Origin of the sequence: Haliscomenobacter sp. (assembly GCF_040403615.1) — a bacterium.
Classification (GTDB): Bacteria; Bacteroidota; Bacteroidia; order Chitinophagales; family Saprospiraceae; genus Haliscomenobacter.
In genome coordinates this window covers 44,911-67,043 of record NZ_JBBAKG010000009.1, presented here as the reverse complement: position 1 = coordinate 67,043, position 22,133 = coordinate 44,911, and the positions used below count along the sequence as shown (strand labels likewise).

The 22,133-nt window shown below is 43.9% G+C and carries 21 protein-coding genes; 8 read left to right on the top strand and 13 right to left on the bottom strand.

Annotation, left to right across the window (positions count from 1 at the left end):
* The first annotated feature begins 111 nt into the window (after positions 1 to 111).
* Positions 112 to 2,049 (top strand): threonine--tRNA ligase, encoded by a 1,938-nt coding sequence (gene thrS / locus ABW391_RS04850; protein WP_353480703.1) that lies wholly within the window; start codon positions 112 to 114, stop codon positions 2,047 to 2,049.
* A 178-nt stretch (positions 2,050 to 2,227) separates the two neighbouring features.
* A complete protein-coding gene (locus ABW391_RS04845; protein WP_353480702.1) occupies positions 2,228 to 2,575 on the top strand; it encodes a T9SS type A sorting domain-containing protein in 348 nt (115 codons plus the stop codon).
* 135 nt (positions 2,576 to 2,710) lie between these two features.
* On the opposite strand, the gene rplI is transcribed toward ABW391_RS04845, so the two are convergent.
* The 5 genes from rplI to ABW391_RS04820 form a co-directional block, all read right to left on the bottom strand.
* Positions 2,711 to 3,157: a 50S ribosomal protein L9 gene (rplI, locus tag ABW391_RS04840; protein ID WP_353480701.1), complete on the bottom strand. Its 447-nt coding sequence runs from the start codon at positions 3,155 to 3,157 to the stop codon at positions 2,711 to 2,713.
* Between the two features lie 71 nt (positions 3,158 to 3,228).
* Entirely contained in the window at positions 3,229 to 3,495 is a 267-nt protein-coding gene (gene rpsR / locus ABW391_RS04835) for a 30S ribosomal protein S18 (protein WP_320027567.1), read from the bottom strand.
* 31 nt (positions 3,496 to 3,526) lie between these two features.
* On the bottom strand, positions 3,527 to 4,009 hold the full coding sequence (rpsF, locus tag ABW391_RS04830; RefSeq protein ID WP_353480700.1) for a 30S ribosomal protein S6: 483 nt from the start codon (positions 4,007 to 4,009) through the stop codon (positions 3,527 to 3,529).
* A 192-nt stretch (positions 4,010 to 4,201) separates the two neighbouring features.
* A complete protein-coding gene (locus ABW391_RS04825; protein WP_353480699.1) occupies positions 4,202 to 5,893 on the bottom strand; it encodes a caspase family protein in 1,692 nt (563 codons plus the stop codon).
* Positions 5,894 to 5,979: 86 nt separating this feature from the next.
* Positions 5,980 to 7,641: a caspase family protein gene (locus tag ABW391_RS04820; protein WP_353480728.1), complete on the bottom strand. Its 1,662-nt coding sequence runs from the start codon at positions 7,639 to 7,641 to the stop codon at positions 5,980 to 5,982.
* A gap of 328 nt (positions 7,642 to 7,969) precedes the next feature.
* On the opposite strand from ABW391_RS04820, the gene ABW391_RS04815 reads away from it, so the two are divergent.
* Complete coding sequence (locus tag ABW391_RS04815; RefSeq protein WP_353480698.1) at positions 7,970 to 8,563, top strand: HD domain-containing protein; 594 nt, start codon at positions 7,970 to 7,972, stop codon at positions 8,561 to 8,563.
* Between the two features lie 431 nt (positions 8,564 to 8,994).
* Here ABW391_RS04815 and ABW391_RS04810 read toward each other — a convergent pair whose 3' ends face one another.
* Entirely contained in the window at positions 8,995 to 9,189 is a 195-nt protein-coding gene (locus tag ABW391_RS04810; RefSeq protein ID WP_353480697.1) for a hypothetical protein, read from the bottom strand.
* Positions 9,190 to 9,383: 194 nt separating this feature from the next.
* On the opposite strand from ABW391_RS04810, the gene ABW391_RS04805 reads away from it, so the two are divergent.
* The 3 genes from ABW391_RS04805 (at position 9,384) to xylA (ending at position 13,964) form a co-directional block, all read left to right on the top strand.
* Positions 9,384 to 10,895, top strand: coding sequence for a hypothetical protein (locus ABW391_RS04805; RefSeq protein ID WP_353480696.1), 1,512 nt, complete (start codon positions 9,384 to 9,386; stop codon positions 10,893 to 10,895).
* Between the two features lie 241 nt (positions 10,896 to 11,136).
* Positions 11,137 to 12,624 (top strand): xylulokinase, encoded by a 1,488-nt coding sequence (locus tag ABW391_RS04800; RefSeq protein WP_353480695.1) that lies wholly within the window; start codon positions 11,137 to 11,139, stop codon positions 12,622 to 12,624.
* 5 nt (positions 12,625 to 12,629) lie between these two features.
* On the top strand, positions 12,630 to 13,964 hold the full coding sequence (gene xylA, locus ABW391_RS04795; RefSeq protein ID WP_353480694.1) for a xylose isomerase: 1,335 nt from the start codon (positions 12,630 to 12,632) through the stop codon (positions 13,962 to 13,964).
* A 220-nt stretch (positions 13,965 to 14,184) separates the two neighbouring features.
* Here xylA and ABW391_RS04790 read toward each other — a convergent pair whose 3' ends face one another.
* The 7 genes from ABW391_RS04790 to rsmA form a co-directional block, all read right to left on the bottom strand.
* On the bottom strand, positions 14,185 to 14,898 hold the full coding sequence (locus ABW391_RS04790; RefSeq protein WP_353480693.1) for an MIP/aquaporin family protein: 714 nt from the start codon (positions 14,896 to 14,898) through the stop codon (positions 14,185 to 14,187).
* A gap of 332 nt (positions 14,899 to 15,230) precedes the next feature.
* Positions 15,231 to 15,959, bottom strand: coding sequence for a hypothetical protein (locus ABW391_RS04785; protein WP_353480692.1), 729 nt, complete (start codon positions 15,957 to 15,959; stop codon positions 15,231 to 15,233).
* Entirely contained in the window at positions 15,956 to 16,426 is a 471-nt protein-coding gene (locus ABW391_RS04780; protein WP_353480691.1) for a hypothetical protein, read from the bottom strand. Before ABW391_RS04780 ends, ABW391_RS04785 begins: the two co-directional genes overlap by 4 nt.
* A 29-nt stretch (positions 16,427 to 16,455) precedes the next feature.
* Complete coding sequence (locus ABW391_RS04775; RefSeq protein WP_353480690.1) at positions 16,456 to 17,694, bottom strand: C39 family peptidase; 1,239 nt, start codon at positions 17,692 to 17,694, stop codon at positions 16,456 to 16,458.
* Positions 17,695 to 17,708: 14 nt separating this feature from the next.
* Positions 17,709 to 18,365, bottom strand: a complete 657-nt coding sequence (locus ABW391_RS04770) for a response regulator (RefSeq protein ID WP_353480689.1) — start codon at positions 18,363 to 18,365, stop codon at positions 17,709 to 17,711.
* A 64-nt stretch (positions 18,366 to 18,429) separates the two neighbouring features.
* Positions 18,430 to 19,521, bottom strand: coding sequence for a sensor histidine kinase (locus ABW391_RS04765; RefSeq protein ID WP_353480688.1), 1,092 nt, complete (start codon positions 19,519 to 19,521; stop codon positions 18,430 to 18,432).
* 118 nt (positions 19,522 to 19,639) lie between these two features.
* Positions 19,640 to 20,422: a 16S rRNA (adenine(1518)-N(6)/adenine(1519)-N(6))-dimethyltransferase RsmA gene (gene rsmA / locus ABW391_RS04760; protein WP_353480687.1), complete on the bottom strand. Its 783-nt coding sequence runs from the start codon at positions 20,420 to 20,422 to the stop codon at positions 19,640 to 19,642.
* Between the two features lie 107 nt (positions 20,423 to 20,529).
* Between rsmA and pdxA the strand changes: the two genes are divergently transcribed.
* Positions 20,530 to 21,717, top strand: coding sequence for a 4-hydroxythreonine-4-phosphate dehydrogenase PdxA (gene pdxA / locus ABW391_RS04755; RefSeq protein WP_353480686.1), 1,188 nt, complete (start codon positions 20,530 to 20,532; stop codon positions 21,715 to 21,717).
* A 10-nt stretch (positions 21,718 to 21,727) separates the two neighbouring features.
* On the top strand, positions 21,728 to 22,133 hold a 406-nt coding region (locus ABW391_RS04750), incomplete at its 3' end, for a signal peptidase II (protein WP_353480685.1).

Below are 22,133 nucleotides of genomic sequence, written 5' to 3'. Positions count from 1 at the left end.
TTGATCACCTATATAAAGGCCAAACTTGTTGCGATTTTTTTAATAAATCATGGAAAAACCTGTTAATCCTGTCTATTTTTGCAGCCGCAATTGCACAAAAACGATGCTACTATGATCAACATTACTTTCCCAGATGGTAAGGTTCGGCAGTACGAACCAGGAACAACGGCACTGGAAGTTGCCCGTTCCATCAGCGAGGGCTTGGCCCAAAGGGTTCTTTCTGCAAAAGTCAATGGCGAAGTGTGGGATGCCACGCGCCCGATCCATTCCGACGCGACCCTGATGCTGCTCACCTGGGATGATAAAGATGGAAAATTTACCTTTTGGCACTCTTCTGCGCACTTGATGGCTGAGGCAATGGAAGCATTGTTTCCGGGCATCAAGTTTGGTACAGGCCCCGCTACCGAAAATGGTTTCTATTACGATGTTGATCCTGGTAGCAAGCAAATTTCGCTGGATGACCTGCCCAAAATCGAGGAAAAAATGCTCGAACTGGCACGTCAAAAAAACGCTTATGTCCGCAAAGACATTTCCCGCGATGATGCACTGAAGTTTTTCCAGGAAAAAGGCGACGAGTACAAAATAGAATTGATTGAAAAACGCGGTGCGGACGAAGCGCTGACGCTGTATCAGCAAGGTAACTTTGTTGACCTTTGCCGCGGGCCGCACCTTCCCGATACTGGATTCATCAAGGCAGTAAAACTGACCAACGTTGCTGGTGCTTACTGGCAAGGCGACGATACCCGCCAGCAATTGCAGCGCATCTATGGCGTAACTTTCCCCAAGCAAAAAGATTTACAAGAGCACCTGGTTATGTTGGAAGAAGCCCGCAAGCGGGATCACCGCAAGCTGGGGCAGGAACTAGAACTTTTTATGTTTTCAGAACGCGTGGGGGCTGGCTTGCCCATTTGGTTGCCCAAAGGGAATGCCCTCCGCGACCGTTTGATGAACTTTCTGAAAGTAGAGCAAGAAAAGCGGGGCTATAAGTTGGTAACTACGCCACACATCGCCCGCAAAGAGCTGTATGTCACCTCTGGTCACTACGCCAAATACGGCAAAGACAGCTTTCAACCCATCCACACACCTAAGGATGGCGAAGAATTTTTGTTGAAACCGATGAACTGTCCGCACCACTGCGAGATTTATGCGCATCGGCCCCACTCCTACCGCGATCTTCCGCTGCGGATTGCCGAGTTTGGTACGGTATACCGCTATGAGCAAACCGGAGAGTTGCACGGTTTATCCCGCGTTCGAGGCTTTACCCAAGATGATGCCCACATTTTCTGTACCGAAGATCAGGTGAAAGGCGAGTTTTTGAACGTACTTGATTTGACCCGTACTGTTTTGTACAAAATGGGGTTCAAGGAATTCACCGCACAAATCTCCTTGCGCGATCCCAACACCCCAGAGAAATACATCGGCAGCGATGAAAACTGGCGCAATGCTGAAAATGCCATCATTGAGGCAACCCGTGAAGTTGGCCTCAGTACCACGATGGAATTGGGTGAAGCGGCTTTTTATGGCCCCAAACTCGACTTTATGGTGCGCGATGCCATCGGACGCCAATGGCAGCTCGGTACCATTCAGGTAGATTACAACCTGCCCGAACGTTTTGAGCTGGAATACGTAGGCGCCGACAACAAAACCCACCGCCCGGTGATGATTCACCGTGCTCCTTTTGGTTCGATGGAGCGCTTTATCAGCATCCTGATCGAAAACACGGCAGGCAAGTTCCCTTTGTGGTTGATGCCAGAGCAGTATGCACTTTTGCCCATCAGTGAAAAATTTGTTGATTATTGCAAGAAAGTGGAAGAGCAATTGGCCATTCACGACATCCGGGGTTTTGTGGATGACCGAAATGAAACCATTGGTCGGAAAATCCGTGATACCGAACTGAAGCGCATACCTTATATGCTCATCGTAGGGGAAAAAGAAATGGAAGCCAACGGCGTTGCCGTGCGCCGTCAAGGTGAGGGAGACCTTGGAAGTGTAAGCCTGGAAGCTTTTGTAGCCCTGTTTCAGGCCCAACTGACCAAAGATGATGAGTAGATTTCAAGGTTAAAGTTCACACAATTTTGCCTGTTTCAGGAAGATTGTGTGAACCCAAACTTGAAGCCCTTTTATCATACAAAAGTTAAAAAAATGCAAATATCAACTTTAGGTTTGCATAAGACTTGAAGAGAACGTATTTTTAAAGTGTTAAAATTTTGTCCTAAAATACTAATGCATGAAGCACACTTTACTTTTTTTGACTTTGGTGCTTTTCATAATCCCTAAAGCGATAGGACAAACAAGCGCTAAAACTGGCAACTGGTATACAGTAGCAGAGGCAGACAGAGGAACGATAATTGAAGTTTTTCCGAACCCCACTACTTCTTACATCAGTTTAACTGAGGTTCAAGGCGTGCAAAAAGTGGTGGTTTTCAATTTGGCAGGTCGCCAAATGAAATCTTTCGACGACATTGCCCCTGACAAGAAGTTTTACGTTGGTGACTTACCACGAGGGATTTACCTGGTGCGAATCTTGGGTGACAAGAACAAAGTTCTGACCACCAAAAAGATCAGCAAGCAATAAATTTGGTAAACTGAAAAGAATCCAGACAGGTACCATCCGTTTCACGATCAAGCGGATGAAAAAAATGAAAAGAGCGATACCGAAACAATTCGATACCGCTCTTTTTTTATGTCCTTTTTTGAGAGGAGATAATCGCTATTCGGCAACCACTTCGAAGGTTACATAGCCAACCACTTCGCGAGAAAGTTGAACATGAGCCTTGTAGGTACCCAGTTCTTTAATTTCTTCAGGAATGGTCACTTTGCGGCGCTCAATTTCCAGATCCAATTGCTCCTTGATGGCCGCAATGATCTGTACGTTGGTAACGCTACCGAAAATTTTACCACTTTGACCAGCTTTAGCGCCAATCTTGATGGTTTGGCTGGCCAGTTGAGTTGCAATTGCTTCAAACTCGGCGCGGCGGGCAGCTTCTTGTTCTTCTTCAACACGCTTGATGTCTTCGATAGAAGCTACGTTGGTTTTGTTGGCTACACGGGCCAATCCCTGTGGAATCAAGTAGTTGCGGCCGTATCCATTCTTTACGGAAACTACCTCAAAACGATCCCCCAGTTTATCAATATCCTTAAGCAAAATAACTTGCATGATTGATGATTTTGAGTTGTGGAACGCCAGAAGGCGCTCTTAAATCAAATCGTTCGTAGACCGAGCTAAAATTATTTCAGCAAATCGGCTACATAAGGCAGTAATGCCAGGTGACGAGCACGCTTCACAGCGGTAGCCACTTTACGCTGGTACTTCAATGAGTTTCCAGTGATGCGGCGTGGCAAAATTTTGCCTTGCTCGTTGATGAATTGGAGCAGGAAGTCACCATCTTTGTAATCGATGTACTTAATGCCAAACTTGCGGAAGCGGCAATATTTTTTGCGCTTCTGACCAATCTTTGGATTGCTTAGGAACTTAATATCGTCCTTATTTGCCATTGGTTGTTGTCTTTTAAAAGATTAGCAATGATTACTCTACAACAGGTGTTTCAGCAGCTACATCCTGTTCAGCAGCGGGAGCAGGCGGACGGCGAGGGCCCTGATTGTTGTTGTTTCCTCTACGATCCTGACGCTCCTGTCTTTCGTCACGCTTTTCTTCTACTTTCTTCTTCTTAATCGTACCGATCAAGCCTTTGCGCTTGTCTTCATTGTACTTTACGCCGTACTTGTCAAGTGATACGGTCAAGAAGCGGATGATGCGCTCATCGCGGCGGAACGCAAGTTCAAAATCGTTGATCATAGCTCCATCGACAGCTTGGAATTCAACGCAATAGTAGGCCCCGGAATGACGCTTGCCAATGGCGAAAGCCAATTGACGCAAGCCCATCTCATGTATATGCACGATCTCGCAGCCTTTGCTTTTGAGGAGATCGACATATGTCTGAGCAGTCGCCTTGATTTCTTCAGACGCCAGCACGGGGTCAACGATGAATGTTACTTCGTAATTTCTCATCGGATTCAGACATATTTGTTTACCAAAAATTTGGGCTGCAAAGGTAGAAATTGTTTTTCGAAAAACAAGGAGGGCGAAAAAAATATTTGTTGGGGCGACGGTTGGGGCGACCCTGCGTGGTCGCCCTCCCCCTTTGCTTTTTTCGATCTCGACAACTTCGTTGTCGATCGGGTCGACCACTTAGGGGCGACCCTACGGGCGTTCGATTGCCGAAATAATCATGGAATGGTCATAATCTCCCCGAATAATCGGGGATTGCAAATTCCCGGTAAACGACCGAACGTTGCTGTACACGAAATCAAAAAGTTCCTGAATAGTTACTTTTTTATCGCGATTGGCATCCGCTTCTCCTTTGAGGCCACGGATCAAAAAATGGCTGAATACGCCCTGACGCAAACCACTTGCTTCCAGAGATGTTTCTTCTGATTTGGAAGACATGATCAAAGCGGTACCAGCCTGAGCTTGTGCCAATTGGTTGTAAAACCCAGCGATGGCGTTTTGAGTAGATACTCCAGAGCGCGTCGCCAACATACTGCCAGAATGACAAGCATCGGCAATACAAAGCTTGTATTTAGCTGGACTCTTTTTGAGCATGTCGTTGATTTCCTGGTGGAAAATTTTGTTGTCTGTGCCATTGTAATCAATCGGCAAAAAGGCGCCAGGCAAACCGTGTCCTGAAAAATACAGCAATACGAAATCATTTGGTCCTGCTTTGTAGAAAACTTCCCGCATGGCATTCAAGATATTATTGCGGGTAGCCGCCTCGTCAATCAGGAGTTTGATTTGTTCGTCGGCTACAGCACCGCCTTCAGGGCTTTTTAGAAAGGCGTAAATGCGGTAGGCATCGTCATCGGTAAAGCGCAAAGTGGGCATGTCTTTATAAGAAGCCACACCAATAATGACCGACCAGATTTTTATACCCGAACCCAATGGCTGGTTGGGCTGGCTGGTGGGGTTGGCAATTTCGGATTCGAGCGTTTGCATCAATTTCCCATCTTTCCAAAAGCCTACTTTTTTGCGTCCATCTGCAAAAGTATAAGTACCTCTACCTTGTACACTGCCTCGCTCAAACATGCCTTCATAGCGACTGGTGGTGCCATCTTTGGCCTGATAAATGGCGACACCTTGGCCGTGTGAAAGGCTGTCTTTAAATGGCCCCATGTATCTGCTTCCATCAGAATAAACATAGGTGCCATATCCATTGATGCAATCGCCGGAAATACAACCGGTCTGGCGTTGTGGCGTTTTGGTGGTTTGTCCGGGAGGAACGGTACCTTGGTTGCCTCCGGTGGTTACATAGGCATTTTCCTTCCAAACACCAGATTTCTTCAGGCCTTGCTCATCGACGAAAACGCCCGAGCCATCCATTTTGTCATTGACCCAGCGGCCTTCATAAATGGTTTTATCAGGGTTGTATACCTTCCCATACCCATTTCTGACTCCATTTTTAAAGTCGCCCAAAAAAATCATACCATCAGGATAGAGCTTAACCCCATTGCCTTCAAAACAATTGCCTGAAATACAGCCAGGTTTGAATTTGGTGGCATTTCCATCCAAACGCAGGTTGAGATTCGCCATGGGTTTGAGCAATTGGCCTTCTTTCCAAATGCCCTGTTCTACTTTACCGTCTCCGAGCAGGCGTATCCCTTCGCCCTCGTAACGGTTGTTCTTCCAGTATCCAGTGTAATTGCCATCATCGGGCAAATACAAGTAGCCGAAACCTTCGCGTTTTCCGCCTTTGAATTCCCCTACGTAGCGGGAGCTACTGCTGGGATAATACATGACGCCACTACCCTCAATACAGTTGCCAGTAATGCATTGGGCCGTGCAAATTTGAACACTTAAGGTTACGATTGTTGATAAGCAAAAAATGAATTTTTTCATGGTGGAAATAATTTGTGGGGACTAAGTTCAGTTGCCAAAATTTGCTTAATTTAAAAATTACTCGTTGCCCCAACAGCAACAAGCCTTTACTCTCTAATCAATGCGAAGGGCATCGCTTGGTCAAAGGTTCCAAGCAACAAAGGAGTTTGAACATTCGCAGTGTAGGTACGCACATTGCGCTGTACATAGTCGAATGCTTCTTTTACGGTGACGATGTTATTGTGATCTTGATCGGCTGGGCCTTTTAATCCCTTAATTAAAAAATGACTGAATACCCCCGATCGAAGTCCATTGTCTTCCAGTGAATATTCTTCACTTTTTGAAGACATAAACAACGCAGTACCTCCTTTGGTGCTTACAAATGCCCGATAGAATTTTTCGAGCTCGAGGTGAATAGGATTCCGAGGGTTCCCAATGCTGCCTGCATGGCAAGCATCTGCAATTATGATTTTGTGCTTAGCGCGGCTTTTCTCAATGATGTTCTTTAATTCTTCGTGCTGAAGATTATTGTTGTAGCCATCGTAATCGATGGGTAAAAACGAACCCTCTATGCCGTGGCCGGAAAAATAGAAAAAAATCTCATCATTATCATCAGCTTTTTGAAAAAGTGTATTCATAGCGGCCAAAATTCCACTTCGGGTGGCATCTTCATCGATTAATAGTCGGATTTGATTTTCCGGAACGGCTCCACCTTCGGGGCTGCGCAAAAATGCATAAACCAGATACGCATCATCATCTGTAAAACGCAAAGACACCAAGTGGTTGTATTGTGCAGCACCAACAATAACTGCCCAAATTTTCACATCTGAAGCGGGGTTCGTACTGGGTTTGGGTGTGGGTTTGGGTTTTTCCTGCTCTTCAAATAATTTCTGTATGGGAAGGCCTTTTTCCCAAACTGCGGTGAGAATCCGTCCGTCCCGGTAATACATGATGCCCCGCCCTTGGGGGTTGTTGTTCTTCCAGCCGCCTTCATAACGATCCCCATTGTTGTAAAAAGTTTTCCCCAAACCTTCTGGATTGCCATTGGCAAAATACCCAACGTAGCGGGTTCCATTCCGGTAAACAAATTGCCCCAGTCCACTGGCACAATAGGCTACGTTGCAATTGCGGTATTGCAGTGTATCGTTGGGAATTGCAACTTCTGTTTGAAGGATTTCCAAACGACTAGCGGCCAGGTAGCGCCCTTGATCCCAAACACCACTTACCTGATTCCCTCCGGTTTTGAACAAGGTGCCATTGCCATGGGGTTTTCCATCTTTCCATTCGCCCGTATATTTTTCGCCGTTGGCATACAGCATGCTACCTTTGCCCCCAAATTTGCCTTGTTGAAAATCCCCTTCATAGCGGTCTTTATTCGCCTGAATCAGCATACCTTTGCCTTGAGGTTGGTTGTTGTACCATTGTCCTTCGTATTTGGAGCCATCCACGTAGGTCATGGTACCTGTTCCCTGAAAAACATTGGCATAAAATTCACCCAGGTATTCATCTCCTGTTGCAAACTTGTAACGTCCTTTGCCTTGCCTGATCTGGCTGATCCATTCACCGCTGTAGCGGTCTCGATTTGGAAAATCCATAGTACCCAATCCTTGAATTTTCCCAGACTTGAAGCTACCCTCATAGACAGAGCCATTGGGGAGGATACATTTTCCAAATCCGTCTTGACAGTTGCCTTTAAGGCAGTTTAAAGTCGAATTTTGGGCATTTAAAAGCAGGGGAATCCAACATAGGCTCCACAGGCAGCAAAGCATTTTCATACCTGAAACTGAGTTAATTGTTACAAACAAAGTGATTTTCAAAGAAAAAAAGTGTAGCGCTTCACCCAGACAGTATAATTTTTTCTTGTAGATGTAATAATTTAATTAACCGGTTATCTGTTATTCATATTGCTCCCTGGTGATGGTTTAAAGAAATTTTATACCGTCGGAACTGCCAGCGCATTATTATGTCTACGATCTGGGAAAAAAAACACCCGAGCAAAAGATTATGACTACAAGACTTGCACTTTTGGATTGATTTTAATTTTCTTGATTATATTTGTAACAAAACCCCGTAAAATACTCACCCTCAATTACTGGAATGGACCATATTGCAGCTAAGGTTTTTATCCTGGATAAACTCAAACGCGAACTTTCCGCTAATTTGACTTATCATGGTTTGCACCATACCCTAGATGTGTATGACATTACCAAAGAGCTTTGCAACATTGAAGCTGTAACTCCAAAAGATTCTATCTTGCTTGAAACTGCAGCTCTATTTCATGACTCAGGTTTTACCATAAACAACAAAGAGCACGAATTGCTGGGTTGTCAGATTGCTCGTTTGGAACTTCCTAAATTTGGATATACAGACGAGGCCATCGAACAAATTTGTGGCATGATCATGGCTACTAAAATTCCACAAAATCCTCAAAATCATTTAGAAGCCATCCTTTGTGATGCAGATTTGGATTACTTAGGACGAGATGATTTTTATTCCATTGGCGCAACCCTCTACGAAGAGTTAAAGGCTTACAACGTACTCCAAAATGAAGAAGCTTGGAACCGCCTGCAGGTATCATTTTTGGAAAAGCATACTTTCTTTACCTCAACCAGCATTGAGCGTAGAACCTTGAAAAAGGTGGCTTATTTGACAGAATTGCGAGAATTAGTCGAATCCTACGAAAAAAAATAATTTTTTCAGGCAGCGAAGGAATGACCTTGTGCGTATAAGCATCAGTTAAGGTTACAATTCGCTAGACAACCTCGGCTTACACTCACTAGTTGCATTCAAGCAAAATCTTTTACCAGTCCGAGGTTGTCTTTTTTTCTTTCCATTTCTAAAGTACCAAAATACGCCACAAGCCATTACAAACAACAATACCCTTTCATGACGAAAGGGTGGTTGCCCATTTGGGTCTTTACCATCTTGTTTTTCTGGAAAAGAAAAAGGGGTATCAAGCTCAAATTGCCCGGATCGCTCGATACCCCGTAGCGCTTTAATTACAGCGTTCTAACCAATAATATTACAAGATTAATGCATTTAATGCAAATAAACAAGTGTAAGCGCTGAAAAAAAGTAAGCAGTACTAATAAACCGTATAATCTTTTGAATGCGCGAGGAAACTACAATCCATCAAATTCCATGATTATCGTTTTTCCTCCAGCTGAGCATTCTACCTGTGCGTTCTCGTCGACAGCAGGTGTCTCTTCGTAAATTGCTGAAGTGTCTTGGCTCTGTGAGCCGTTTTGATTTAAGTTCTCAAAAGAGAAGTTTGCGTTGCTGAGAAACAGCAACAAGCTGATGATAAAAGCCTCCATAAGTCATTGATTTTGTTGATACAAAATTAGGGAGGCCGACTATCAGGCTCAATTTCATTTCACTGTTGATCTCTACAGGAGAGATTTATCATTTTTAGGTAAAAAAAATAATTAAGATCTTATTAAATAATGAGTTAATCTTGGTACTTTTAGAAAAATAATCACAGTTTACAAAAATAAAATTATTTGACCAAATGACGCATTTGATCGAATTAGCTCAATTGCTCACCAAAAATAAGTTCAAGCACTTGGAGGTTTTTGCTCACAACTCCAAGTTGAAATTTTTTTATGAAAAACTCGCTGACGGATCGTTAAAGACGGAACAAGAAGCGCAGGAGTTTTTTTTTGGGCAAAATAAAAACGCCAAACTATATTACTACAGGTTATCGAATCAATTGGAAGAACGACTGCTCAATCTTCTCTTTTTAATAGATTTTCACCAAACAGCTTCGAATCAAATTCAAAAAGAAGCTTTGATTTGTTATCGGAATTATGCGGCGGTCAACTCACTCTTGGTTAGATTCATGAGGGCACCAGCCATCAGGCTAGCCGAAGAAACGATCAAAATTTCTTTAAAAAATGAATTTTCTGATATTACGCTTCCATTGGCCAGGCATTTGGCTTTACACTACAGCAGCATTGAGAAAAACAAAAAAAAATACACCTACTTCAAGAATCTGGTTGATGAGATGCGCGAGTTGGTAATGGCTGAAATTCTTGCGGAAAAGTATTACTCAGAAATTCTGTGGCATTATGGGCAAAATCGATCAGCAGATGTAATCCTCGCAAAAAAAATTGCCACTTATGCCGATGAATTAAAACAATACACTTCTCGACTTTCTTCCCTCCGCTTGAACTTATTTGCCCACAATATTTTTGTTTTTCGTTACGAAATGCTTGCCGATTATACAAAAACGGTAGAGGCATGTGAAGACGCGCTTCGATTTTACGAAAACCAAAAACAAGAAACCTCCAGATCCGCATTGACCATCTTTTTGAATCGGATGATGGTAAGCTTGACTATGCTTGGCGAATACAAAAGAGGTCAAGAAGCTGGCGAAAGGTCACGTAGTATGCTACCAACCAATAACCTAAGCTGGTTTGTTACCAGCGAAGGCCTTTTTCGATTGCATTTACATTCCAAAAACCTTGAAAAAGCTTTGGCCATTTTTGTAGAAGTAAAAAACAATCCCGCATTGTCAAAACAGCCTTCTATCATTCAAGAAGGTTGGCGCATCAATGAAGCCCTGATTTATTACCTCATCCGAACAGGCAAAGTCCGGAAACCCAAAGACATTGAAATCAAGTTTAAACCCAAAAAATTTGTCAATGAATTCCAGTTGTCCAATCACGATAAAGCAGGCAACAACATCAACCTGATCACCATCCAAATCCTTTTCTTGCTTTTAGACAAAGACTTTTCGGCCATTGTTGATAAGGTTGACGCTCTTAGTGCTTACACCCACCGCCACTTGAGGCGAGACGAAACCTATCGCAGCAATTGCTTTATCAAAATGTTGCTCCAACTGGTCAAAGGTGATTTCCACCCTAGCGCTGTGAAGCGCAAAGCAGAGCCTTTTTACAAAAAGTTACTCGAGGTTCCGCTCAGCAAAGCCAAGCAGGACTATGAACTGGAAATCATTCCCTATGAAACCCTTTGGGAGTTTATAATCGAGAGTCTTCCTCCATCTCTTAGACAAATGTAGGGTACAAATAAGAAAAAATAAGTTGCGTTTAACTTAAAAAAAATACTACACAGAATCAGTAAAAAAATCATTAAATACTTTTTAATAATTTAATTTTCAAATAGTTAATATTTTTTCTAAGTAAAAATAATTACAATTTTCATTCAAAGAAACCTCATTTTATCCCAAAATCGTTTCTGAATAGACTTAAAATCCCTTTCTTTGTTTCCAACTATGCAACAAGCAAATAAACAAGAAATTTATGTACCTCATCGGATACGACATTGGCAGCTCTTCTGTAAAAGCGGCCTTGGTGGATGCAGAAAATGGAAACACCCTGGTACGCACCCAATACCCTGATCGCGAGATGGACATTCAAGCGGTTCGAGCGGGTTGGGCAGAACAGCGTCCTGACCAATGGTGGGAAGGCATCGTACAGGCTACTCAGCGCTTGCTAAAAGCCCACCCCATTCCTGCAGATTCAGTGAAAGCCATCGGGATTTCTTACCAAATGCACGGACTGGTGTTGGTCGATGCAGCACATCAAGTACTACGGCCTTCTATTATATGGTGTGACGGCCGCGCAGTGGATATCGGAGCAGCAGCTTTCGAGCGCATTGGTCAGCAAAAAGCACTATCCCACCTCTTGAATTCTCCAGGGAATTTTACCGCATCCAAGCTCCGATGGGTACAGGAAAATGAACCAGAGCTTTACCAAAGGGTCAAGTACTTTATGCTGCCTGGAGACTACATCGCCCTGAAGATGACCGGGGAGGCCTGTTCTACCATTTCTGGCCTTTCCGAGGGCATTTTCTGGGACTTTCTGGAGAAAAAACCTGCCGATCTAGTCTTTCAGGACTATAACATCGACCCAGCGCTGATGCCACCACTCCAACCTACGTTTGGTATTCAAGGTGCATTGCGGCCAGAAGCCGCGGCAGAATTGGGATTGAGTGCAGGAATTCCCGTTGCCTACCGTGCAGGTGATCAACCCAACAATGCCCTTTCCCTCAATGTGCTCGATCCTGGAGAAGTTGCAGCTACGGGTGGGACTTCTGGAGTAGTATACGCGGTGACCAATCAGGCCGCGTACGACCCACTTTCCAGAGTCAATGGATTTGCCCACGTCAATTATACCCTGGATCAACCCAATGTCGGCGTGCTGATGTGCATCAATGGCGCAGGTATCACCTACAGTTGGTTGCGCCAAAATACTGGCGCGTCGGAAACAAGTTATCCAGCGTTGGAACAATTGGCAAGCCAAATACCCATCGGCGCCGACGGGGTTTCGATCCTGCCTTTTGGCAATGGCGCAGAGCGGATTTTGAGCAATGTCGATTTGGGCGCCCAGATTCAAGGTTTGAATTTCAACCGCCATAGCCAGGGCCATTTGATCCGTGCAGGGCTTGAGGGCATTGCCTTTGCCTTTGTGTACGGCATGAGCATTCTGCAAGAGATGGGACTCGATCTAAAGGTGATGCGGGTTGGAAACGATAACTTGTTTCAATCGCGTATCTTTGCCGAAACCGTTGCCACCCTGTGCAACAGCCACATCGAAATGCTGGATACCACAGGCGCAGTTGGGGCAGCAAAAGGTGCAGGCTTTGGGGCTGGCATTTATTCTTCTTTGCGCGAAGCCCTCGGAAATACGCCAAAAGTTGGCGGATATGAGCCCTTGCCCAACGCGGAGGCACATACCGAGGCTTACCAACGTTGGCTAAATCAATTGCATAAACTGTATAACAAATAAAAATCATGAGTAATTCTGTTGTTTTAGGAAACCGCGAATATTTTCCTGGCATTGGGAAAATCCAATTCGAAGGCGCTGGATCTGATAATCCGCTGGCCTTTAAATATTATGATGAAAACAGAATGGTTGCTGGCAAAACCATGAAGGAGCATTTCCGTTTTGCTACGGCTTATTGGCATACCTTCTGCGGTACCGGTGGAGACCCATTTGGTCCAGGTACCAAAAAATTTCCATGGTTGGAAGCCAGTGATGCGGTTCAATCGGCCAAGGACAAGATGGACGCAGCTTTTGAGTTTTTCACCAAAATCGGTACGCCTTATTTCTGCTTCCACGATGTGGATCTGGTAGACGAAGGGCCAACCCTGGCGGAAAGCGAGCGTCGCCTGCAAGCCATTGTCGATTATGCCAAAGAAAAAATCGCCGCTTCAGGGGTGAAAGTACTGTGGGGAACGGCCAACTTGTTTTCCAACCCACGCTACATGAATGGCGCGGCAACCAACCCTGAATTCAATGTTTTGGCCTATGCTGGCGCACAACTCAAAAATGCCATCGATGCCACCATTGCACTCAATGGCGAAAATTATGTGTTCTGGGGTGGTCGGGAAGGCTACATGTCTTTGCTGAATACCGACATGAAACGCGAACAGGAACACCTGGCACGTGTACTCAGCATGTCGCGCGATTATGCCCGCAGCCAGGGCTTTAAGGGCGTATTTTTCATCGAACCCAAACCGATGGAGCCCAGCAAGCACCAGTATGATTTTGATTGCGCTACTGTGGTAGGTTTCCTCAATCGTTTTGGTTTGGCCGATGATTTCAAAATCAACATCGAGGTAAACCACGCTACTTTGGCACTCCATACTTTCCAGCACGAGCTTCAGGTAGCTGCTGATGCAGGCATGTTGGGCAGCATTGATGCCAACCGGGGCGATTATCAAAATGGCTGGGATACCGACCAGTTTCCCAACAACGTCATGGAATTGACCGAATCAATGCTGGTGATCCTGCAAGCGGGTGGTTTCCAGGGAGGAGGCGTTAACTTTGACGCTAAAACGCGACGCAACTCTACCGATCTGGCCGATATTTTCTATGCCCACATTGGGGGAATGGATGTGTTTGCACGCGCGTTGATCGCAGCAGATGCCATTTTGACCAAATCGAAGTTTTTGGCCATGCGCCAAGAGCGTTATGCCAGCTACGACAGCGGCAAAGGAAAAGATTTTGAAGAAGGAAAATTGAGCTTGCAAGACTTGCACACCCTGGCACACGCCAATCCAGAACCCGGATTGACCAGCGGAAAACAGGAATTGTACGAGAATATCCTGAATCAATACGCTTAATTCAATATCCAATAATCAATATCCAATATCCAATATCCAACGCGAGGTAAAATAAAAGGTAAATCAAGGAGGATGCTCGCGTAAACTAAGCTTTCAGCACTTGTACCATATGGTTCTGGCTGTATGTACAACATTCCTGCGCGATCATTAAAATTATGCTTACCAAAAATTTGCTCCGCGTTGGAAATTGGACATTGATTATTGGATATTGGACATTGAATCAGAATCCAAACCCTTGCATGATTGCTCCGGCAATCACAGCAGCCACAATTGGGCCAACTACCGGGATCCAGGCATAGCCCCAATCACTGCTTCCCTTGCCTCCAATGGGCAAAATAGCGTGAGCAATGCGTGGGCCCAGGTCGCGGGCAGGATTGATGGCATAGCCGGTTGGGCCCCCCAGGCTCAAACCAATGCCCCACACCAAAAAGCCCACCAAGATCGGAGACATCCCCGAGCCGGATTCGGAATAAAGCGCAATGACCCCAATCAGGAGGATGAGCGTGCCAATGATTTCACTAATTAGATTTGCCGTGGTATTGGCAATCGCAGGACTGGTACTGAAGGCAGCCAATTTCGTTCCTTGATCTTCCGTTGCACCCCAATGTGGCAGGTAATGCAACCAAACCAGGGTTGCGCCGATTATTGCACCCAGCATTTGAGCAAGGATAAAAGGAAGCACGTTGGAATAATCATTGTCTTTTACCGCCATTGCAATAGTTACAGCAGGGTTGAGATGCGCAGCAGCACTGCCAAATTTTTGGGCAACAAAAATACCGATGGTAACCGCAAAAGCCCAGCCAGTGGTGATGGCAATCAAACCACCGTTATTGCCTTTGGTTTTGTTGAGTACCACGTTGGCAACTACGCCGTTGCCGAGTAAAACAAGTACTAGGGTGCCGATGAGTTCGCCCAAGAAAGGAAAAGTGGTCATGTGAAGAAAGGGTTTTAAGGTGTGAGTTGAATTGTTTTAGGACTGCTGAACAAGATAGGAAGGGGATTTGAATCTTGCAAATTTGGAGCGAATCCACAAAAAAAAATACCAGTAAGGGGCTTTGGAAGCACGCTTACTGGCTTTGTATAGGGTCAAGAATACCCTGGGGGTTCAATGGGTGTTTTACTTAGGGCACAAAAATTGACTAAATGTGTACAAGTATTTCAGTGTTGTTGGCTTTTTGATTACAACATAAAGATAGGGGGATAAAAAGTTAGCCCCAATCCCTTATTCAGGGGATGGGGCTAACTTTTTAACAGGTACAAAGTTTATTATTTGCTGGACTCTGGATAAAAGAAGCGCATGTAATAGGCGTGGGCGAAGCCGATGGTGAGGAGGATGATGCCGATGATCTGGAAAAAATTGGTAAATAGCATAAGTTTAACGTAAAGCGCGAAATCCGCTTTTTGAATATAATCCGCAGTAAAGAACATAAACAATCCGAGGAGATTTGGTAAAATAAGGCCAATACTGATCCAGAATACTGGGTTCTTGTACAAGTCGATTTTTGCTGAGTCATGATAGATGTACCACAAACCTATCATTGGAACTAGAAATGAAAACATAGCGTCTGAGGTAGGGTTAAACACGCCTGGTTCGATATACCCCTCAATGAATATGTAATTGATTATATTGGCTATTGATAGAAAAATTGCAATGAATCTAATCCATTTTGCTATAGTTCGCGGATAGAGTACGGCGCTGTAAAACCACCCTAGAAACAGGAAATCTCTAAGATAAAAAAGAATTTGCAAAAAATTGGTATCGCCAATTTGCCAATAAGTAAAAATTGGCTCCCATAATTCATTCCAATATTTCCCAGTGTGCCATAAAAGTAGTTGCTCTAAAAAGGCAAAAGTAAAGCTTGCAACGCAAAAGCAAAAAAAGATCTTTAGACTTTTGTCTAAATATTGCCATTTTGTCAGTGCCATTACAATCGGAATGATCATAACCGCACTGACTAATTGGCCAAAAAATATCAGAATATCGTTGAGTGTCATTGATTCGGTGGAATTTTTGCTCCTGCGGAAGGACTGCCTGTGCCGCCGCCACTAATATATTCAAAGGTTGCTGCGCCTATTATCAATGTATACACCTTTTTGATACCTATATGTTCTATCCCAATCTCTGCCCCAATACTATTGGCATTAGGGTCCAATGCTATAATCGCATCGAGTGCAGTCTTTTTTATGACAAAGTATCTGGTTTTGGATTTGGATGCATTGATTTTTTCAATATCAGCTAAATCAAATGAGACCCAGTGACCATCCACCCCATCTTGGTCGTATATTCTGGTGACTTTAAGGGCAAAATACCCAGTTTTCGCAGCAAGCCTATTTAAATAGGATGTGTGACCCAAAAATTTTATAGACCCAAAGTTACTGCCCCAATAATTTGCAATTAAAGGGCTATTCAGGGCAATATTTGAGCTCTCAAAGTTTTCAAGAACAAAAACCTTTTGTAACATAGCTTTTTTTTTGTTGAGATTATTGTTGATTATTGTTGAGCCACTTTCTTTTTACCAAAAAAGGGAAAGTGTTTTATGCCAAAGAAAAATCGATTGTGTTTACGCAGTCTGTTCATAACAACTTTTGGTCGATAGTAAACCCCCGATTCAAGCTTAGTCCCATTTTTTTGATTCACATCAGATAAGGGTGCCACTTTAGTTTTTCCGTTAATTTGAAATTCATAAAAATAGTGAAAAGGAGCCAAGGGGTATTGCCAAATGGTGACATTCGCTTCTTTAAACCCTTTAATCAACAAAGTATCCTTACCTTTACTGACAAACCAATTAACTGGATAATGGGCACTTTTTATCTCGGTTAAAGTCCAACCTTTATTGGTATTCTCATAAACATAACTGCGCTTTGCTGAGGGGGAATAAAGCTCATAGGATTCATTTTGATAAAATTTATTGGCGTATGCACGAGGGATAATGCTCTTAATTTTTTCTATTGACAATATTTTTACAGGTATCCTAATTGTGTCATCCTCTAGGTCAATTTTTGCTGAATATATTTCGCGAGGAGATAAAATGTTGCTTGTCCTTCGAAAGGAAGGAGGTTCAGAAAGCAACATGTATTTGGGGTGGATATTCATTTGGAAAGCAATGATTGATTTAATGGACCCCGTTTGATTAGTTCCTGTATAGTTAAACTCTAATGTACTTGAAAAACTACAGGCATTATTTGAGGAATGAAACCAAGGGTCATTAAGGATTAAATAAGTATCTGTACCAGAAACTCTATATCCTTTAACCACAACCACATGATTAGCAGTACTCGTATCCATTGCTGTAGAAACAAAAGCGATTAAGGGTCGATCGTGATCTATTTCATTTTTTATTTCATCAATACTTGGTCTTTTTTCGAAGCTGGAATAAAAACCTACACGAGATAACAATTGTTCAAATCTTATTCCGAAGTATTTTGATGAAAATGAAAAACCGACATTTCCAGTACTGTTGTTTTGCATTTCACTACATTGAGCCGTATCAAAAGGACATTTCAAATTATGGCGGAATTTATATAGAGAATTTAAATACATCAATGCGAAATCACATTGGTTAAGTTTAGTTTGACTTGGAAAAAACGAATCAACCATTTCTGCACATGCAGCCCAACACCATTGTGATCTGCGTTGCTTCACCATTGGAAAACTGTCAATTTCCTGTATTTGCCCGATAGCTTCCAGACTTAATGAAACTATAATCAATACAAACCAAAGTCGTTTCATATTCTATTTATTTTTCACCGCAAAATCCCCCTCTTTCTCCCAGCCTCTACAGCCTCTAGAGCGGAATTCACTTCTAGTTTACGAAATATTTTTTTAGCGTGGTCTCCTACCGTAAATGTGCTGATCCCCAGTTGTTCAGCGATCATTTTGCGGCTTGAGCCTTGGCTTAGTGCAAGAAGCACTTTTTTCTCCTGGGGGCTAAGCATCACAAACCCTTCTTTATACTCCATGTTGCTTCTGCGGCGGAAGTACTCAATGATCAGGTGTGCCAAACCCGGAGAAATATAAGCCCCAGAGTCGCCCATTACCTGTTCCAATGCAAATTCCAGGCCCTGCTCTCCCCTCCACTCTTTAAGGGCGTAGCCTTCTGCCCCTGCTTGAAGAGAGGAAAAGACCGCGTAATCTTCATCGATATTGGTCAACATCAACACCTTGGTTTGGGCATTGGTACTTCGGATTGCTTTGAGTGCGTCGATACCGTTTACTTCAGGCATTTCAATATCCATCAACACCAAATCGGGTTCATGTTTGGTGACCATTTTGGCGGCATCCTTGCCATTCGAATAGGCGCCGACTACCTCGGCAATGCCCCGCACCTCCAGGGCTTTGGTCAAACTCCGTCGGAAGCTATCGCTATCCTCAAAAAGTACTACACGGATTGGTGTTTGCATATAAAATGATTTGCGTCAAAAATCTTAAATTTACATTATGGTTACAATCCCTTAAATGGGGGGGTCACAATTTTGGTATATCAACATTTACCGTTGTACCTTCCCCAAGTTTGCTGTTTACTTCTACCTCTAAAAAACTATTTTTGGCGCGTTGCTGAAAATAGCGTAAACCATTTCCAGCAAATTGCAGTTCCATCGCGTTAAATCCGATGCCGTCGTCGACAATCGACATTTGTATACCGTTTTTGATAGGCGCAAGCCGGAGTTGAACTTTGGATGCACCAGCATGTTTGAGACAATTGTTGAGTGCTTCTTTGGCAATGTGTAAAATATCGCCCCGGCGCTCCATGGCGATTTGAAAATTATCAGCTTCACTCAATTCATTGCTGAATTCAAGTTGCACTTTTTTGAAAGCAAACATTTTGGCCGCTGATTGCCCAATCCGTCCACCTAAGTTTAGCATATCATCATGTTCAGGTTGAATACTCCAAAGGGTATCCCGAAGTTTGAGAATGGCTTCTTCGGCAGTATTGCGGGTTTCGGAGACCAAGTGGAGCAGCTTTTCGTTACCGCCCGGCAACAAACTTTCCAGCGTCCCCAAATCAAGAGATATACTGGAAAGGGTAGAACCCGTTTCGTCGTGCAGGTTTGCAGAAATTTTGGACCGCAGGGTTTGAAATTTGAGTCTTTGCCGCAGGTTGTAGATGATCCAGAAATAAGTAATTGCACCCAAAACTAGGATGAGGTAAATCAACAATGCTGGATAAAACCAGGGCATCTCGTTGATGGTACGCCTTATATTGATTTCCTGAGTGTGCCAGGGAGAAAAAATGCCGTTCTGAAAGATGCGATACTTAAATTGATGGTTCCCTCCAGGCAAAAAAGTGAAGCGAGCTTCAGGGTCGGTGGTTGTGTAGGGCTCACCTAATCCGATCAACTGAATTTCGTAAATAGGTTTATCATTTGATGCTTCCGGACGGAAGAGTATTTGCAACACCCTGGGCTTAAAGGCAATATCCACTTTTTTCCCACCCAAATATTTGTGATTGTCGGCAATAATAATTGGATGGTTATTATATGGAGAAAAAGCCCCCAACTGTAGGGGCAGCTGGGAAAGTGAAATGACACAAGTTAGGAGGGTTGCGGAGAAATTCATTATTTAAGGGTTTGTAATACCCCATAAAAATAAACCAAAAAACGTAAAAAATAATTTTTTTTTAGAACAACAAAGAATAGACCAGTTTTTTTTTAAAACATGTATAAATTTTTACATATCAATAACTCTTAAGTCTTTGCAAGGTGTTGGCTATTTCAATAAACTCCACCAACCCCAACTGCTCCGGCCTTTTTTGAAAGAACACATCCTCCAATTCAGTACTGCCTTCTGGAAACAACGGTTTCAAGGTATTCCGCAACATCTTGCGCCTTTGGTTAAACGAAGTTTTCACCACTTGCCGAAAAAGCCCTTCGTCGCAGCCCAAATCCTGATTTTCCTTGCGTTCCAAACGAATCACTGCCGATTGTACTTTGGGTGGTGGAGTGAAGCAAGTTCTATCCACGTTGATCAACATTTTGCCCTCATAATACGCTTGAGCAAGTACGCTGATGATCCCGTAATCCTTGCCCCCAGGTTTGGCAATGATGCGATCGGCCATTTCTTTTTGAAACATCCCAACCATCTCCGGTACGCAAGCCCGGAATTTGATCATGTGAAAAACAATTTGGGAGGAAATGTTGTAGGGAAAATTGCCAATCAGGCTGAATTCCCGCCCCTCAAACACCGCTCCGAGATCTACCTTTAGAAAATCTCCCGAGATGATCTGGTTTTGCAATTGCGGATAGTGTTTCTGCAAGTAGCTTACCATGTCCTCATCGGCTTCAACTACTTTCAGCTTAGTGTGCTTTTCCAGCAAATATTTGGTCAACATGCCTTTTCCAGGCCCTACTTCCAAAACAGGATGCTCGACATTGTCGTTTATCTTTAAACTGCTGGCGATGCTTTCAGCAATATCTTCCCGGTTGAGAAAATGTTGCCCGAAGGATTTTTTAGCTTTCAAAACAATTTTCTGATTTTTTTACCATTACTTTGCAAAACTATCAAATTTTACAGCAATAAGTATTGAGATGAATTTTCAGTGCTTACAACCCATAGGATTTAACTGTGATGAATGAACAAGCAGTAGGCCAGGAAAAACTGGACAAACTAAAAATCGGCATCAGCATCGGTGATATCAATGGCATTGGTTTGGAGGTAATCATTAAAACCCTGGCCAATCCCAAAATAATCAACTTTTGCGTACCCGTGTTGTACGGGTCTTCCAAGATCGTTTCTTACCACAAAAACATCGTTGGAATTGATTTTCTGTTTCAACAGATTCGCAATGCAGAACGCGTTTTCCCCGATCGGGTCAACGTCGTAAACTGCTGGCAAGAAAACGTCAACATTCTTTTGGGCAAACCCACCGATGTCAGCGGCAAATATGCTTACATGGCCCTGGATTGTGCCGTAAAAGAATTGAAAGCAGGATACATCGATGCGCTAGTGACCGCTCCGATCAACAAGGAAGCCATGCAAATGGCAAATTTCCCTTTCCCAGGCCACACCGAATACCTCACTCAGGAACTGGGCAATGGCAAAGAAAGCCTGATGCTGATGGTGAGTGAAGGTTTGCGCATCGGCATAGCCACCAACCACCTTCCCTTGCGCGAGGTAGCTGGTAAAGTAACCAAAGAACTGATTGCCCGCAAACTGCGCACTTTTGAAGAAACCCTGCGCGTAGATTTCGGAATCGACCGCCCTACGATTGCCGTTTTGGGCATGAATCCACACGCTGGCGACGGGGGCGTTTTGGGGGATGAAGACGATCGCATCATTCGTCCGGCCATCATTGAGTCCAAAAAAAGCGGCATGTTGGCCATGGGGCCTTATCCGGCTGATGGATTTTTTGGCTCTGGGTACTACAAAAAATTTGACGGCATTTTGGCCATCTACCACGATCAAGGGTTGATTCCTTTCAAACTTTTGGCCTTCGGGAATGGGATAAATTACACGGCAGGATTGAGCGCGGTACGCACCTCTCCAGATCACGGCACGGCCTACGATATCGCGGGAAAGAATGAAGCAGACCCCGATTCTTTCCGGGAAGCACTGTTTATGGCCATTGAAATAGCCAAGAACCGCAAGGAATACTTTGCAGATCGGGCCAATGCCCTGGTGCGCCGCAGTAAGATCAAGTCTGAAAACGAAATCGGAGAAGAAATCGAAGAGGACGATGACCTGGAGGATGACCTGGAGGATGAAATCGAAGAATTGGAAGGCGATCAATCCTACGAGGAAGAGGATGAAAACTAAAACTGTTGCCTTGAAACCATCCATTAAAGTTAGTATTCTCGTTTTTCTGGTTTTACTCATCGATCAGGCACTCAAGATCGGGGTAAAAACCCATATGGAGTACGGGGCTGAAACCCAGATCCTTGGCCTCAATTGGGCGCTTTTGCACTTTGTCGAAAACAATGGCATGGCCTTTGGCTGGGATTTGGGCGGCGAATATGGCAAATTGGCCCTGAGCCTGTTTCGCATTACTGCTGTTTTCTTTTTGGTGTATTTCATCCGTCAACTCATCCGCGAGCGCATTCGCTTTGGCGTGTTGGCCAGTTTTGGGTTTATTCTGGCGGGTGCCATTGGCAATATCCTAGACAGCGCCTTTTATGGTCTTATTTTTTCGCCTTCTTATTTTCATGGTGGGCTGGCCACTTTGTTTCCTGCCG

Excerpts from the sequence above, each read along its gene's own strand:
- ABW391_RS04785 (WP_353480692.1), bottom strand. The coding sequence starts at position 15,959 with ATGACACTCAACGATATTCTGATATTTTTTGGCCAATTAGTCAGTGCG.
- ABW391_RS04815 (WP_353480698.1), top strand. The coding sequence starts at position 7,970 with ATGGACCATATTGCAGCTAAGGTTTTTATCCTGGATAAACTCAAACGC.
- ABW391_RS04810 (WP_353480697.1), bottom strand. The coding sequence starts at position 9,189 with ATGGAGGCTTTTATCATCAGCTTGTTGCTGTTTCTCAGCAACGCAAAC.
- thrS (WP_353480703.1), top strand. The coding sequence starts at position 112 with ATGATCAACATTACTTTCCCAGATGGTAAGGTTCGGCAGTACGAACCA.
- ABW391_RS04770 (WP_353480689.1), bottom strand. The coding sequence starts at position 18,365 with ATGCAAACACCAATCCGTGTAGTACTTTTTGAGGATAGCGATAGCTTC.
- rpsF (WP_353480700.1), bottom strand. The coding sequence starts at position 4,009 with ATGAGAAATTACGAAGTAACATTCATCGTTGACCCCGTGCTGGCGTCT.
- pdxA (WP_353480686.1), top strand. The coding sequence starts at position 20,530 with ATGAATGAACAAGCAGTAGGCCAGGAAAAACTGGACAAACTAAAAATC.
- ABW391_RS04780 (WP_353480691.1), bottom strand. The coding sequence starts at position 16,426 with ATGTTACAAAAGGTTTTTGTTCTTGAAAACTTTGAGAGCTCAAATATT.
- xylA (WP_353480694.1), top strand. The coding sequence starts at position 12,630 with ATGAGTAATTCTGTTGTTTTAGGAAACCGCGAATATTTTCCTGGCATT.
- ABW391_RS04765 (WP_353480688.1), bottom strand. The coding sequence starts at position 19,521 with ATGAATTTCTCCGCAACCCTCCTAACTTGTGTCATTTCACTTTCCCAG.
- ABW391_RS04825 (WP_353480699.1), bottom strand. The coding sequence starts at position 5,893 with ATGAAAAAATTCATTTTTTGCTTATCAACAATCGTAACCTTAAGTGTT.
- ABW391_RS04800 (WP_353480695.1), top strand. The coding sequence starts at position 11,137 with ATGTACCTCATCGGATACGACATTGGCAGCTCTTCTGTAAAAGCGGCC.
- rplI (WP_353480701.1), bottom strand. The coding sequence starts at position 3,157 with ATGCAAGTTATTTTGCTTAAGGATATTGATAAACTGGGGGATCGTTTT.
- rpsR (WP_320027567.1), bottom strand. The coding sequence starts at position 3,495 with ATGGCAAATAAGGACGATATTAAGTTCCTAAGCAATCCAAAGATTGGT.
- ABW391_RS04845 (WP_353480702.1), top strand. The coding sequence starts at position 2,228 with ATGAAGCACACTTTACTTTTTTTGACTTTGGTGCTTTTCATAATCCCT.
- ABW391_RS04775 (WP_353480690.1), bottom strand. The coding sequence starts at position 17,694 with ATGAAACGACTTTGGTTTGTATTGATTATAGTTTCATTAAGTCTGGAA.
- ABW391_RS04790 (WP_353480693.1), bottom strand. The coding sequence starts at position 14,898 with ATGACCACTTTTCCTTTCTTGGGCGAACTCATCGGCACCCTAGTACTT.
- ABW391_RS04820 (WP_353480728.1), bottom strand. The coding sequence starts at position 7,641 with ATGCTTTGCTGCCTGTGGAGCCTATGTTGGATTCCCCTGCTTTTAAAT.
- ABW391_RS04805 (WP_353480696.1), top strand. The coding sequence starts at position 9,384 with ATGACGCATTTGATCGAATTAGCTCAATTGCTCACCAAAAATAAGTTC.